Source organism: Nisaea sediminum (assembly GCF_014904705.1).
Taxonomy (GTDB): domain Bacteria; phylum Pseudomonadota; class Alphaproteobacteria; order Thalassobaculales; family Thalassobaculaceae; genus Nisaea; species Nisaea sediminum.
The window spans coordinates 489,149-502,100 of record NZ_JACZCQ010000001.1 but is presented as its reverse complement, the minus strand read 5'-3'; the positions used below and the strand labels follow the sequence as shown (position 1 = coordinate 502,100).

Sequence of the window (12,952 nt, the reverse complement as noted above, 5' to 3'; positions counted from 1 at the left end):
CCTCGTTTTTTACGGGCGGTGATTCACACCGTTCTGACCGTCGCCGTCACCTTCGTCGGCCTGCTCTTCGTTACCTTCATCATCGGCCGCGTCATGCCGATCGACCCGGTGCTTTCCGTAGTCGGTGACAAGGCGAGCGAAGAGATCTATCAGGCGGCGCGTCTCGCGATGGGGCTCGACAAGCCGCTTTATGTCCAGTTCGCCTATTATCTCGGCGACGTCCTGAAGGGCGATCTGGGCACCTCGCTGCTGACCGCGCGCCCGGTTGCCGAGGACATCGCCCGCGTCTTCCCGGCGACACTGGAACTTGCCACCATCGCGACGCTCTTCGGGGTCGTGCTCGGCATTCCGATGGGGGTGCTCGCCGCTGTCAATCAGGGCCGCTGGCCGGACCAGGTCGTCCGCGTGCTCGGCCTCTTCGGCTATTCCATGCCGGTCTTCTGGCTCGGCCTGATCGGGCTGCTGGTCTTCTACGGCGTGCTCGGCTGGGTCGGCGGCCCCGGACGCCTCGACATCTTCTATGACGGTATGATCCCGCAGGTCACCGGCGCGATCCTGATCGACAGTCTGATCGCCGGAGATCTGGAGATCTTCGCCAATGCGGTCTCGCACATCGTGCTGCCGGCCGCCGTCCTCGGATATTACTCGATAGCCTATATCAGCCGCATGACCCGCAGCTTCATGCTGGAGCAACTGAGCCAGGAGTACATCACCACCGCGCGTGTCAAAGGTATCTCGGAAACGCAGGTGATCTGGCGCCACGCGCTTGGCAACGTGCTGGTGCCGCTGATCACGGTGATCGCGCTCTCTTACGCCCAGCTTCTCGAGGGCTCGGTGCTCACGGAAACCGTTTTCGCCTGGCCGGGTCTCGGCTTCTATATCACCAACGCACTGCTTTCGGCCGACATGGCCGCCGTTCTCGGCGGGACCGTCGTGGTCGGCGCCGTCTTCGTCGGCCTCAATCTGCTATCCGACCTGCTTTACCGGCTCGTCGATCCGCGCGCCCGTTAGGCAGGACCAGAGACATGATCGCAAAAACAACGCGCACCAGCGCCCCCAGCCTGAAGGCCTGGCTGACGACGGACACACCGGAATCGCGCTGGCAGGCCCGAATGGTCCAGTTCTATCTCGGCTGGCTGACGCTCTCGCGCAATCCGCTCGCGATGATCGGGCTCGCAATCCTCGTCACGCTGATTGTCGTCTCCGCGATTGCGCCCTGGATCGCGCCGCACGACCCGCTGGCCCAGAACCTCCACAACCGCCTGCTTCCGCCTGGCACGCCCGGACATTTATTCGGAACGGACGAACTCGGCCGGGACATTCTGAGCCGGATCATCCACGGCGCCAGCATAACGCTCTATATCGTCGCGCTCGTTGCGGCGACGGCCCCCGTGCTCGGCCTCGTGATAGGCACGCTGGCGGGGTATGCCGGCGGATGGGTCGATACCGTGCTGATGCGCCTGACGGACATCTTCCTCGCCTTCCCACGCCTCGTGCTCGCGCTCGCCTTCGTCGCCGCACTCGGCCCCGGGATCGAGAACGCCGTGCTCGCCATCGCCATCACCTCCTGGCCGCCATATGCCCGCCTGGCCCGCGCCGAGACCCTTACGATCCGCAATCAGGACTTCATCAGCGCGATCCGCCTGCAGGGCGCCTCCCCGGCACGCATCATCTCGGGGCATGTGGTACCGCTCTGCCTGTCCTCGGTAATCGTCCGCGTCACACTGGACATGGCCGGCATCATCCTCACGGCAGCCGGTCTCGGTTTCCTCGGCCTCGGCGCGCAGCCGCCGATTCCGGAATGGGGCGCAATGATCTCCGCCGGCCGCAAGTTCCTGCTCGATCAATGGTGGGTCGCCACCATGCCGGGCCTCGCCATCTTCGTCGTCAGCCTCGGTTTCAACCTGCTCGGCGACGGGCTGCGCGACATCCTCGATCCGAGGAGCGGCCAATGAGCGGTAACAGCGACAACGGGGCGCTTCTGACGGTCGAGGACCTCTCCGTCCGCTTCCACACCCGCACAGGCATCGTCGACGCGGTGCGCGACATCAGCTTCTCCATCGGACGCGAGAAGGTCGGCATCGTCGGCGAATCCGGCTCCGGCAAGACCATGACCGGCCGTTCCGTGCTGCGCCTCATCCGCCCGCCCGGGGTGGTGACGGCGAAACGGATGGAGTTCGACGGAAAGGACCTGATGAAACTCTCCGAGAAGGAGATGCGGCAGATCCGCGGAGACCGGATCTCGATGGTTATGCAGGACCCGAAATATTCCTTGAACCCGGTAATGACCATCGGCGAACAAATCGCGGAGGCCTACCGCGTCCATACCGGCGCCTCGAAACGCGAGGCCATAGAACGGACGCTGGAGATGCTGGCCGCGGTGAAGATCCGCGATCCCAAGCGGGTGCTCGGGCTTTATCCGAACGAGGTGTCGGGCGGGATGGGCCAACGCATCATGATCGCGATGATGCTGATCCCCGATCCCGACCTGATGATTGCGGACGAGCCGACCTCGGCGCTCGACGTCACCGTGCAGATGCAGGTGCTGGCGATCATCGACGATCTGGTGACCCAGCGCGGCATGGGCCTGATGTTCGTCTCCCACGACCTCAATCTCGTCGCCTCCTTCTGCGACCGCGTGATCATCATGTACGCAGGGCAGATCGTGGAGACATGTAAGGCGAACGAACTGGACCAGGCGAAACACCCCTATACCCGCGGGCTGCTGAACTCCCTGCCCCGGCTCGACCGCGAGCCCGGGCCGTTGCCGGTGCTGGAACGCCAGGAAAGCTGGAAGACGGAGCCCGGCGTCGATGCCTATTTCAAGTGAGAGCGGCCCGATGGCATTGATCGATATTTCCGACCTCGATGTCCGCTTCGGCTCCGGCGACGAGAGCGTGCATGCCGTCCGCGGCGTCTCGTTCTCCGTCGAGCAGGGCGAGACATTCGGCCTTGTCGGCGAATCCGGTTCCGGCAAGTCGACCGTGCTCCGCGCCATGAGCGGGCTCAACCCGGACTGGAGCGGCACGATCGAGATCGGCGGCGAGCGGCTCGGCCCCGATCGGGACAAGTCCTTCTACAAGCGCGTCCAGATGGTGTTCCAGGATCCCTACGGCTCTCTGCATCCGCGCCACACCGTCGACCGCATCCTGACCGAACCGTGCCAGATTCATGGCATGTCCGGGATCGAGGACCGTGTGCAGGAGGTGCTCGTCGCCGTCGGTCTCGGCCCGGCCTTCAGGTTCCGCTTTCCGCACCAGCTTTCCGGCGGCCAGCGCCAGCGCGTCGCGATCGCCAGGGCGCTGGTTCTGGAGCCGGAGATCCTGCTCCTTGACGAGCCGACCTCGGCGCTCGACGTCTCGGTGCAAGCGGAGATCCTCAACCTGCTGCAACGCCTGAAGCAGGAGCGCGGCCTGACGTTCCTCTTGGTCAGCCACGATCTCTCTGTCATCGCCCATATGTGCGATCGGCTGGCGGTGATGAATGCGGGCCGCATCGTCGAGGAACTGACCGTGGCGCAGCTGCGGGCCTCGGAGCCGCGGGAGGCCTATACCCGGCAGCTGTTGCGCGCCAGCATGGGCTATGACCGCGAAGCGGCCGCGAACATGATCGCGTTCGATTGAACATTTTCGTGTTCATTTTGTGTTTACGACTGTCAGCCTAACGTAGGCGGATGGACAGTCTCGGATTCACAGAAATTTCCGTTCCCGGCACTTCGGGAAGCCTCTTCATCGGCCCGCTTCCAGCCGACGAGGATGTCGTGCGCGTCATTGCCGAGAAGGGCTTCGACACTGTGCTGTCGCTCGCAACCGGCGAGGAGCTGCACGATCTCGGAACGCCGGGGCTGCGGGACGCTTTTCTCAGCCACATGGTCAACTGGACGCACTTTCCGATAAAGGATTTCGACATCCCCTCGGCGGCCGACACGAGGGCGTGGAAATCGATCGAAACCATCCTCGTGGAACGGCTGAAACATGGCGGACGGATTGTGATCCATTGCCGGGCCGGTTTCGGGCGTAGCGGCATGATCGCGGCGCGCCTGCTCATGGCCTGTGGCACCGATCCGGACGAGGCCGTCAGGATCGTCCGCACGGCGCGGCCGGGAACGATCGAGACGCCGGCGCAGCTCGACTGGGCGAGAAGCGCCGGCGCCGCGTAGAGGTTAGAGTCAGAGGGCGGCGATCGCCATGATCTCGACAGTGTATTTCGGGCTGGCGAGACGCGGCGACTCGACACAGGCACGGCACGGCGTGTTGCCCGGGGCAACCCAGGCGTCCCAGACCGCGTTCATTTCCGCGAAATCGTCCATCGAATTCAGCCAGATCGTCGCCGTGAGAAGCTTCGACTTGTCGGTGCCGGCTTCCGCCAGCAGCGCGTCAAGCGAGGCCAGGATGTCCTTGGTCTGATCGGCGACGCTCGCGCCCGGCGCGTTCTGGGCGACCTGCCCTGCGGTGTAGACGGTGTCCCCATGGACCACGACCTGGCTCATCCGGTCGCCTGTGCGATAGCGCTTGATTCCCATATTCCTCGCTCCTGAAGCTGTAAAAGAGCCCGCAGCATAGTGGGGCCCGGCACCTTCCGCATAGCGTCATCCGCCAATCTCACCCATGCCGGCGCGGGAACAGCGGGCACTCCCGCAGGCAGGCCCAATAGAGCGTTGCAATGACCGGCCTCGCCCGGCTTAATCGGGCCCGGACACGTGCGGGATGCAATCCCGCCGGAGCGAGGGACAAGCGGGAAACATGCAAGCGGAAACGCGCGCCGCGCTGGCCGAGTGGCTGCAGACGGAAACGGGCGCCGACAGGCTAGAGATCACCGGACAGAAACTACTCTCGGGCGGCGCCATCCAGGAAAACTGGCTGCTCGAACTGGACGTTTCCGGCGGGCGCCTCGACGGCGCGGAGCGCGTCGTGCTGCGCACCGACGCGGCGTCGGGAGTCGATGAAAGTCACGGGCGCCCGGAGGAGTTCCGCCTCCTCTCCGCCGGGTTCGAAGCCGGCATGACGGTGCCCGAACCGCTCATCCTCGAAGCCGAAGGCGCAGTTATCGGCAAACCTTTCTACGTCATGCGCGCCGCTGCCGGCACCGCCAATCCCCGGATACTGACGCGCGACGAGAAAATCGACCCGCTGCGCGGCGAACTGGCCCGTCAGATCGGCCGCGAGATGGCGACGCTGCACGCGATTCGCGCGCCGCGCCCGGATCTCGATTTCCTCGGCAGACCGCCGTCGGATGCCGCCGCCCAGAGAATCGCCGAGCTTTATGGTTTCCTCGACAGCCTACCAAAAGCCTACCCCGCGCTCGAATGGGGGCTCCGCTGGCTCGAACTGAACAAGCCGGCCGCCGGACCCTCTGCGCTCTGCCACCGCGATTTCCGCACCGGTAACTACATGGTCGCGGACGGCCGACTCACCGCGGTGCTCGACTGGGAATTCGCCGGCTGGAGCGATCCGCTCGAGGATATCGGCTGGTTCTGCGCCCGCTGCTGGCGCTTCGGCGTCGACGACAGAGAAGCCGGAGGTGTGGGCGCCCGCGCGGATCTCTATGCAGGTTACAGCGAAACGGCGGGCGCCGCGCTCGACTGGAGCCAGGTGCCGTTCTGGGAAGTGCTCGCAACCGTCCGCTGGGGCACGATCGCGCTGCTGCAGGGCGAACGCCACAATTCAGGTGCCGAACGGTCGATCGAGCTCGCCCTGACGGGCCGCAAGGCGGCGGAGATGGAACTCGACGTCCTGCAACAGGTCGCCGAAATCGAACGGAGCAAGAGCGATGTATGAGGCCCCGGGACGCAAGGCGCTGATCGAGACGGCGCTCGACAGCTTCCAGACGGAAATCCTTCCGGAGCTGGCGGGCGACCGCAAATATCTCGGCCTGATGATCGCCAGTGCGCTGGCCATGGCAGTCCGCGAACTGGAAGCCGACGAAGACGCGGATCCTGTCCGCCGGGTGCTGGACGCCTTTGCTGCGCTCTATGGCGAGGACAATGTGGCGCGCGCCGGAGCGGACCCGGAGGCCCAACTCGATGCGCTGAGCCGCGATCTGGCGCGCGAGCTCCGCGAAGGCGTCTATGACAGAGACCTAACCGGTTCGGTACAGCAGGTGCTGACCGTGCTCATCGAGGAAAAGCTGAAACTGTCCAATCCGAAGTTTCTTGCCGCTCGGGAATATTCCCAGCCGACTCCGAACTGACTGATGCAAAAAACCGATTCAACGCAAGATAATTATCCGGATTAAGGCATCCGCTTAACCGTCTGCGTTAAAACGGTTTACGCAAACTGATCGATCTCATTTTCCGGAAAAATGCGAGCAATCGCTGATGCGTATCGGCAACAGATTCACGTCGCCGATCGGCGAGTCGATGCAGAGACGACACTGTTCCGCGCTCAGGAAATCTCGCGGTTGATGTAGCTGTCGTAATCAGGCACCGCCCGCTCGTATGGCGCATCGAAATGGGTGCTGGTCAGGACGAAATCGGCGCTCGCCTGATTGCAGGCCAGCACCACGTTGTAGAGCGTGCAGAGCCGGACCAGCGCCTTGACGTCGACGTCGTGCGGCATGGTCGTCATCGGATCGGTGAAGAAGATCAGGATGTCGAGGCCGCCTTCCGCGATCAGCGCGCCCATCTGCTGGTCGCCGCCGAGCGGCCCGCTCCTGAAACGCCGGACCGCGAGTCCCGTCTCCTCCGCGATCATCCGGCCGGTGGTTCCCGTCGCGACAAGTTCGTGCCCTTTGAGCTTCCCGGCATGGGCCCGGACGAAATCCCGGAGCGCAGCCTTTCGGGCATCGTGGGCGATCAGCCCGATCCGCTTGTTCCTGTTCATGCAATCCGCTCCCTCACCCGGCGCGATAGTTTCCAAATGCGCGCTACACTGTCCCCCTGCCGCCCGTTAGGCTGCAAGAAAAAGCACCAGTGAAAACAACTGATATGGGACGGGAGGACATGTCCGAAATCACCGAATCCGATCTGCGCAAGCTGACGGAGTGGGATACCCCCACGATCTGTAACGGCCTCGAAGTGGTCATGCCGGAACGCCGCACGATCGGCTTCACCACCATGCCGCTCGTCGCCCTCGACCCGTCGCTGCCGCCGATCTGCGGCTATGCCCGCACGGCCACCATGCGCGCCGTCACTCCGCCGCAGGGTGACGCCAAGGCGCACCGGGCCGCCTATTACACCTATGTCGCCTCGGGCGAGAGCCCGCGCATCGTCGTGCTGCAGGACCTCGATCCCGAGCCCGGCTTCGGCGCCTTCTGGGGCGAGGTGAATACCACGGTGCACAAGGGGCTCGGCTGCCTCGGCTGCGTCACCAACGGCTCGTTCCGCGATATCGACGCCTCCGCCAAGGGCTTTCAGATCCTCGGCGGCAAGGTCGGCCCGAGCCATGGCTGGGTCCATCCGGTCGATTTCGGCGTGCCGGTCAATGTCGGCGGCATGGCGGTGAACCATAACGACATCATCCATGCCGACCGGCACGGCGCCGTCGTCGTCCCGGCGGAAGCGGTGAAGAAGCTGCCCGACGCCATCGCCCTGCTGGAGCGCCGCGAGAAGGTCATTCTCGATGCCGCCAAGGCCCCGGATTTCAACATCGACAAGCTGAAGGCCGCGATGTCCGGCGCCGCCGAGATCCACTGACCCCACCAGCCGAAGAGACGAGAAATGAAGAACAAGTTCCACGTGCTGGTGCCGGACAAGCTCAATCCGGCCGGCCAGTCGCTGTTTGACGCACGCGACGATGTCGTCACCACGACGCTGCACTTCCCGACCGAGGACGAGATGGTCGCGGCAGCGGCCACCTGCGACGCCATCGCGGTGCAGACCACGAAGATCCCGCGCCGGGTGATCGAGGCGGCCCCGAACCTGAAGGTCGTCTCGCGGCACGGCGTCGGCTACGATTCCGTCGACGTCGCGGCACTGACCGAACGCGGCATCCCGCTCTGCGTCGCCGCCAGTTCCAACATGGTCTCGGTCGCCGAGCACACGCTCTATTTCATCCTCGCGCTGGCGAAGAAGAGCGTCGAGTTCGATCACGCGACCCGGAACGACAATTTCTGGATCAAGCGCCAGATGGGCGCCCAGGACATCGCGGAGAAGTCGCTGCTTCTCGTCGGCTTCGGCCGCATCGGCACGCGCGTCGCGAAACGGGCTCTCGCCTTCGACATGAATGTCTCGGTGCTCGACCCCTACGTCGATGACGACGCGATCAAGGCCGCCGGCTGTACTCCTGTCTCGAATCTGGACGCGGTGCTGCCGCAGATGGATTTCGTATCGCTGCACTGCCCGAAGAGCCCGGAGACCGTGAACCTCATCGGCAAGGCACAGCTCGCGGCGATGAAGCCGACCGCACATCTGGTCAATACCGCGCGCGGCGGCCTCATCGACGAGGAGGCGCTCTACGACGCCCTCACCTCGGGCAGCATCGCCGGTGCCGGCATCGACGTCTTCGCGGTCGAGCCGCCGAAGCCGGAGCATCCGCTCTTCCAGCTCGACAACATCATGGTCAGCCCGCACAGCGCCGGCGTGACCGAGCAGTCTATCCTCCGCATGGCGTACCAGACGGCGGAGAACGTGCTGAACGTGCTCGACGGCAAGCCGGACCCGAACGTCATCATCAACAAAGAAGTGCTCTGAGAGAGGAGCCGACCAATGAAGACGAGACTGAAAGACTGCCTTGCGAGCGGCAAGGGCGCCATCAACGGCTGGCTCTCCATCCCGAACACCTTCACCGCCGAGATCATGGCGGCGCAGGACTTCGATTCCGTCACCATCGACCTGCAGCACGGCCTGGTCGACTATCAGGCCGCACTCGGAATGCTGCAGGCGATGAGCGCATCGAATGCCACACCGGTGGTACGTCCGCCGTGGCTCGAGCCCGGCATCATCATGAAACTGCTCGACGCGGGCGCGCTGGGCATCATCTGTCCGATGGTGAACAACCGCGCCGACGCCGAGCAGCTCGTCGGCATCTGCAAATACGTTCCGGACGGGTTCCGCTCTTCCGGACCGACCCGGGCAGGAATCGTCTATGGCGTCGACTATCATACGAGCGCCAATGACCAGATGGTCATCTTCGCGATGATCGAAACCGAGGAAGCGCTCGCCAATGTCGACGAGATCGCGGCGACGCCGGGCCTGACCGGGCTCTATATCGGCCCGAGCGATCTCTCCATCTCTCTCGGGCACAAGCCGGGCCTCGACCGGACCGAGCCTGAGATGCTGGAGACGATCGAGAAGATCCGGCTCGCGGCCAAGAAGGCCGGGATCAAGGCCGGCATTCACTGCCTCGAGAACAGCTACGCCAAGAAGATGCTGGCTCAGGGCTTCGACCTGGTGACGCTGGCCAACGATGTCCGGCTCTATTCGGCGGCGGTCTCGAAGACCGTCAGCGACATGCGCGGCTGATGGGCGCGGCCTCCGAGGTCCGGGTCACGCCGGATGTGATGATCGCCCTGGTGCGCGCGATGTTCGCGCGCGCCGGCTGCTCGGAAAAGGAAGCACGGGACATCGCCGAGCGGCTGACCGGCGCCAATCTCCGGGGCCATGACAGCCACGGCGTGATCCGGGTGCCGCGCTACCTGCAATGGATCGAGGCCGGGCGGCAGAAGATCAACCAGACCATCGAGATCGTCATGGAAAACGACGTCATGGCGATCGTCGACGGCAAATACGGCTTCGGCCAAAGCGTCGGCGAGCAGACCGTCGATCTGGGTCTGAAGAAAGTGAAGGCGCAGGGCCTCGCCCTCACGGCGTTGCGCAATGCGGGCCATCTCGGTCGCATCGGCGACTGGGCGGAGCGCGCGGCGGCGGCCGACATCGCCTCCATGCACATGGTCAATGTCCGCGGCTCGCTCCTCGTCGCCCCCTTCGGCGGGCGCGAGCGCCGCATGGGCACCTCGCCCTTCTGCATCGGCATTCCGGTCAAGGGCGGCGATCCGGTGGTGCACGATTTCGCCACCTCCACCGTCGCCGAGGGCAAGGCCCTGGTCGCGCTGAAGGGCGGTAAGGCGCTGCCCGAGGGCTCTCTGATAGACGCCGAAGGCAAGCTGACGAACGATCCCTGGCCGCTCTACGGCGACGTGCCGGCGGGCAAGGCACCGGAGCCCTATGGCGGACCGGGCGCGCTGACGCCGTTCGGAGGCCACAAAGGTTCGGGTCTCAACTTCATGATGGAGATGATGGCCGGCGCCCTCACCGGCTCCGGCTGCGCCGGCGGACCGGACGAGCCCGAGCGGCGACCGTTCTGCAACGGTATGCTCTCGATCTTCATCGACCCGGCGCGGATGGACAGCGGCGACGCCATGGCCGACGAGATCCGCAGCTACATCGCCTTCGTGAAGAACACCCGCCCGGCCGAGGGTGTTTCCGAGGTTCTGGTTCCGGGCGAGAAGGAACGGATGACGCTGGCCGAGCGCAGCGCCGGCGGCCTGCCGCTGGCACCGGAGGTCTGGGACGACATCCTCGCCTCTGCCCGCAAGCTCGGATTCTCGGAGGGCGAGTTGGAGAGCCTGACGGGGTAATGATTCAATATAGGGGGAGAATATCCTACCCTCCTCCTTCCCACCCCTCATTCCGGGAGCCCTCATGTCCGAGCCGACCCGCATTCCCGCTTTCTGTACACAGTGCCGCTCCCGCTGCGGCTGCACGGCGACAGTGGCGGGCGGAAAACTCCTCCGGATCGAGCCGCTGCCGGAGCATCCAAGCGGGTCAAAGCTCTGTCCGAAGGGACTGGCCGCGCCGGAACTGGTCTATCACCCGGACCGGCTGACGCGGCCGCTGCGCCGGACCTCGCCGAAGGGCGCGGCCCATCCGACCTGGGAGGCGATATCCTGGGACGAAGCACTGGACGAGATCGCTGGCCACATGGCGCGGATCCGCGACACGCACGGGCCGGAGCAGGTCTCCTTCTCCGTCACTACGCCGAGCGGCACGCATATTTCCGACGCGATTTCCTGGATCGAACGCTTCATTCGCGCCTATGGCAGTCCAAATACCATCTACGGCACGGAAATCTGCAACTGGCACAAGGACTTCGCCTCCCGTTTCACCTACGGCACCGATATCGGCACACCGGACTTCGCGCGGACCGACTGCGTGCTGCTCTGGGGGCATAATCCCACCGCTACGTGGCTCGCTCGCTCGACCGAGGTGCAGAAGGCGATCCGCCGGGGCGCGAAGCTGGTGGTCATCGACCCGCGTCCAACGATGTATGCGCGCCGGGCCGATGCCTGGCTCAAGGTCCGTCCCGGCACGGACCAGGCGGTTGCGCTCGGCCTGCTCAAGCTGCAGCTCGAAAGCGACGCTTTCGATCAGGGCTTCGCCCGACGCTGGAGCAATGCCGCGCTGCTGGTTCATCCGGAAACCGGGCTCCTGCTGCGGGAAAGCGATGTCGCGCCGGGTGGCGGCGAGAACATTCTGCTGGCGGCCGGCGTCGGAGGCTCGAGGCCGCTGCGTTACGACGCGGCTTCGAAAAACTGGATGGACGACCCGGACGGCGCGGAACTCTTCGGCAGCCATGAGATCCTGAGCCTCTCCGGTTCTGTCCTCTGCCGCACGGTCCTGCAGACCCTGCGCGACGCCGCGGCGGACTACACGCCAGAGCGGGTCGAAGGGCTTTCCGGCGTCCCGGCCGAAGATCTGCGCAAGGCGGCGGAGATTCTGACCGGCAGCGCGTCCGTCGCCTACTACGCCTGGAACGGCGTCGGACAAAGCGTCACGGCGACGCAGACCGACCGGGCGATCTCCAGCTTCTATGCGCTGACCGGGCATTATGGCGCCTCCGGCGGAAACATTCCGGGCGGCGCGGCGCGCTTCAACGACATCTCGGGCCAGGACCTGCTCTCGGATACGCAGCGTGCCAAGGCACTCGGTCTTGCCGAGCGCCCGCTCGGCCCCGGACGGCACGGCTGGGTGACGGCGCGCGATGTTTACCGCGCGGTGCTGGGGGGCACGCCCTATCCCGTCCGCATGCTCTTCTCCTTTGGTGGCAACCCGCTTGCGGCGCAGCCGGACACTGCGTTGGCGAAGCAGGCTTTCGGGAAGCTCGAATTCCACGTCCATACCGACTTCTTCCTGAATGCGAGCGCGGAATTTGCCGATATCGTCCTCCCCGCCGCGACCTCGTGGGAGCGCGAGGGACTGCGCAACGGGTTCGATGCCAGTCTGGAGGGCATGCGGAAGGTGCAGCTCCGTCCGGCTGCGATCGCGCCCGTCGGCGAGGCCCGCAGCGACACCGATATCGTTCTCGAACTCTCCCGACGGCTCGGCCTCGCCGAGACCATGTTCGATTGCGATGCGGACAAAGGCCATGACCACATGCTCGCCCCCGCCGGGCTCGACGTCGCAACGCTCAGAGCCGAACCCGAGGGTGTCACGCTGGACGGGGAAGTACAGGAGAAGCCGTATCTCGCGGCCGGGTTCCCCACGCCGAGCGGTCTGGTGGAACTCTATTCCGAGCAGTTCCTGAAACACGGTCAGCGCCCCGTTCCATCCCTCGACCCGTCGGAACTTCCCTCCGCGCTGGAGCAGCCTTTCCCGCTTCGTCTGGGCTCGGCGAAGACCGTGGTCTATTGCCACAGCCAGCATCGCAACATCCCCTCGCTCCGCCGCCTGCAGCCGGATCCGATCCTGGAGATAGCGCCGGAACTCGCCGAGACGCGCGGCATCGCCGAGCGGGACTGGGTGGAAATTTCAACCAGGGCCGGCACCTTCCGTGCCCGCGCCAAACTCGCCAGGGGCCTCGCGCCGGACGCGGTCTTCGCCCAGCACGGCTGGACCATTGCGGACGCCGTCCCGGGCGCGCCACTCGGTGCCAATCTGAACGGCGCCGTCCCGACCGAGCGGGCGGACCCGGTCAGCGGCTCGATCCCGCTCCGTTGTTCATGGTGCGAGGTGCGGAAGGTTTAAAACCCTGATTCGTCATCCCGGCCAACGCGCCGGGATGACGTCCATAGAAGA

The 12,952-nt window shown here is 65.2% G+C and carries 14 protein-coding genes; 12 read left to right on the top strand and 2 right to left on the bottom strand.

Annotation, left to right across the window (positions count from 1 at the left end):
- The first annotated feature begins 18 nt into the window (after window positions 1–18).
- The 5 genes from IG122_RS02350 to IG122_RS02330 are packed head-to-tail and all read left to right on the top strand — an operon-like array spanning window position 19 to window position 4,159.
- The gene (locus IG122_RS02350; RefSeq protein WP_319024794.1) at window positions 19–1,011 is read left to right on the top strand and encodes an ABC transporter permease; all 993 of its coding nucleotides are present in this window, start codon (window positions 19–21) and stop codon (window positions 1,009–1,011) included.
- A gap of 14 nt (window positions 1,012–1,025) precedes the next feature.
- The gene (gene nikC, locus IG122_RS02345; RefSeq protein ID WP_193180049.1) at window positions 1,026–1,955 is read left to right on the top strand and encodes a nickel transporter permease; all 930 of its coding nucleotides are present in this window, start codon (window positions 1,026–1,028) and stop codon (window positions 1,953–1,955) included.
- A complete protein-coding gene (locus IG122_RS02340; protein WP_193180047.1) occupies window positions 1,952–2,830 on the top strand; it encodes an ABC transporter ATP-binding protein in 879 nt (292 codons plus the stop codon). Before nikC ends, IG122_RS02340 begins: the two co-directional genes overlap by 4 nt.
- Entirely contained in the window at window positions 2,814–3,623 is an 810-nt protein-coding gene (locus tag IG122_RS02335; protein WP_226893268.1) for an ABC transporter ATP-binding protein, read from the top strand. Before IG122_RS02340 ends, IG122_RS02335 begins: the two co-directional genes overlap by 17 nt.
- A gap of 50 nt (window positions 3,624–3,673) precedes the next feature.
- Window positions 3,674–4,159, top strand: coding sequence for a phosphatase domain-containing protein (locus IG122_RS02330; RefSeq protein ID WP_193180045.1), 486 nt, complete (start codon window positions 3,674–3,676; stop codon window positions 4,157–4,159).
- A 9-nt stretch (window positions 4,160–4,168) separates the two neighbouring features.
- On the opposite strand, the gene IG122_RS02325 is transcribed toward IG122_RS02330, so the two are convergent.
- The gene (locus IG122_RS02325) at window positions 4,169–4,522 is read right to left on the bottom strand and encodes a RidA family protein (RefSeq protein ID WP_193180043.1); all 354 of its coding nucleotides are present in this window, start codon (window positions 4,520–4,522) and stop codon (window positions 4,169–4,171) included.
- A gap of 220 nt (window positions 4,523–4,742) precedes the next feature.
- Between IG122_RS02325 and IG122_RS02320 the strand changes: the two genes are divergently transcribed.
- Both IG122_RS02320 and IG122_RS02315 read left to right on the top strand, forming a co-directional pair.
- Window positions 4,743–5,777, top strand: a complete 1,035-nt coding sequence (locus tag IG122_RS02320) for a phosphotransferase family protein (RefSeq protein WP_193180041.1) — start codon at window positions 4,743–4,745, stop codon at window positions 5,775–5,777.
- Complete coding sequence (locus IG122_RS02315) at window positions 5,770–6,189, top strand: DUF6285 domain-containing protein (protein ID WP_193180039.1); 420 nt, start codon at window positions 5,770–5,772, stop codon at window positions 6,187–6,189. Before IG122_RS02320 ends, IG122_RS02315 begins: the two co-directional genes overlap by 8 nt.
- Window positions 6,190–6,383: 194 nt before the next feature.
- Here IG122_RS02315 and IG122_RS02310 read toward each other — a convergent pair whose 3' ends face one another.
- A complete protein-coding gene (locus tag IG122_RS02310; protein WP_193180037.1) occupies window positions 6,384–6,821 on the bottom strand; it encodes a methylglyoxal synthase in 438 nt (145 codons plus the stop codon).
- A gap of 119 nt (window positions 6,822–6,940) precedes the next feature.
- Here IG122_RS02310 and IG122_RS02305 point away from each other — a divergent pair, with 119 nt between their 5' ends.
- From IG122_RS02305 to IG122_RS02285, 5 genes are all read left to right on the top strand, one after another.
- On the top strand, window positions 6,941–7,633 hold the full coding sequence (locus IG122_RS02305) for an RraA family protein (protein ID WP_193180035.1): 693 nt from the start codon (window positions 6,941–6,943) through the stop codon (window positions 7,631–7,633).
- A 24-nt stretch (window positions 7,634–7,657) separates the two neighbouring features.
- Complete coding sequence (locus IG122_RS02300) at window positions 7,658–8,629, top strand: hydroxyacid dehydrogenase (RefSeq protein WP_193180033.1); 972 nt, start codon at window positions 7,658–7,660, stop codon at window positions 8,627–8,629.
- Between the two features lie 15 nt (window positions 8,630–8,644).
- Complete coding sequence (locus IG122_RS02295; RefSeq protein WP_193180032.1) at window positions 8,645–9,400, top strand: HpcH/HpaI aldolase family protein; 756 nt, start codon at window positions 8,645–8,647, stop codon at window positions 9,398–9,400.
- Window positions 9,400–10,515 (top strand): malate/lactate/ureidoglycolate dehydrogenase, encoded by a 1,116-nt coding sequence (locus IG122_RS02290; RefSeq protein ID WP_193180030.1) that lies wholly within the window; start codon window positions 9,400–9,402, stop codon window positions 10,513–10,515. The genes IG122_RS02295 and IG122_RS02290 overlap by 1 nt, the downstream gene beginning before the upstream one ends.
- Window positions 10,516–10,579: 64 nt before the next feature.
- Entirely contained in the window at window positions 10,580–12,901 is a 2,322-nt protein-coding gene (locus IG122_RS02285) for a molybdopterin-containing oxidoreductase family protein (protein WP_193180027.1), read from the top strand.
- The last annotated feature ends 51 nt before the right edge of the window (window positions 12,902–12,952 follow it).

Bases quoted from the DNA above. Each gene is read 5' to 3' on its own strand.
- nikC (WP_193180049.1), top strand. From the start codon at position 1,026: ATGATCGCAAAAACAACGCGCACCAGCGCCCCCAGCCTGAAGGCCTGG.
- IG122_RS02340 (WP_193180047.1), top strand. From the start codon at position 1,952: ATGAGCGGTAACAGCGACAACGGGGCGCTTCTGACGGTCGAGGACCTC.
- IG122_RS02335 (WP_226893268.1), top strand. From the start codon at position 2,814: ATGCCTATTTCAAGTGAGAGCGGCCCGATGGCATTGATCGATATTTCC.
- IG122_RS02330 (WP_193180045.1), top strand. From the start codon at position 3,674: ATGGACAGTCTCGGATTCACAGAAATTTCCGTTCCCGGCACTTCGGGA.
- IG122_RS02325 (WP_193180043.1), bottom strand. From the start codon at position 4,522: ATGGGAATCAAGCGCTATCGCACAGGCGACCGGATGAGCCAGGTCGTG.
- IG122_RS02320 (WP_193180041.1), top strand. From the start codon at position 4,743: ATGCAAGCGGAAACGCGCGCCGCGCTGGCCGAGTGGCTGCAGACGGAA.
- IG122_RS02315 (WP_193180039.1), top strand. From the start codon at position 5,770: ATGTATGAGGCCCCGGGACGCAAGGCGCTGATCGAGACGGCGCTCGAC.
- IG122_RS02310 (WP_193180037.1), bottom strand. From the start codon at position 6,821: ATGAACAGGAACAAGCGGATCGGGCTGATCGCCCACGATGCCCGAAAG.
- IG122_RS02305 (WP_193180035.1), top strand. From the start codon at position 6,941: ATGTCCGAAATCACCGAATCCGATCTGCGCAAGCTGACGGAGTGGGAT.
- IG122_RS02300 (WP_193180033.1), top strand. From the start codon at position 7,658: ATGAAGAACAAGTTCCACGTGCTGGTGCCGGACAAGCTCAATCCGGCC.
- IG122_RS02295 (WP_193180032.1), top strand. From the start codon at position 8,645: ATGAAGACGAGACTGAAAGACTGCCTTGCGAGCGGCAAGGGCGCCATC.
- IG122_RS02290 (WP_193180030.1), top strand. From the start codon at position 9,400: ATGGGCGCGGCCTCCGAGGTCCGGGTCACGCCGGATGTGATGATCGCC.
- IG122_RS02285 (WP_193180027.1), top strand. From the start codon at position 10,580: ATGTCCGAGCCGACCCGCATTCCCGCTTTCTGTACACAGTGCCGCTCC.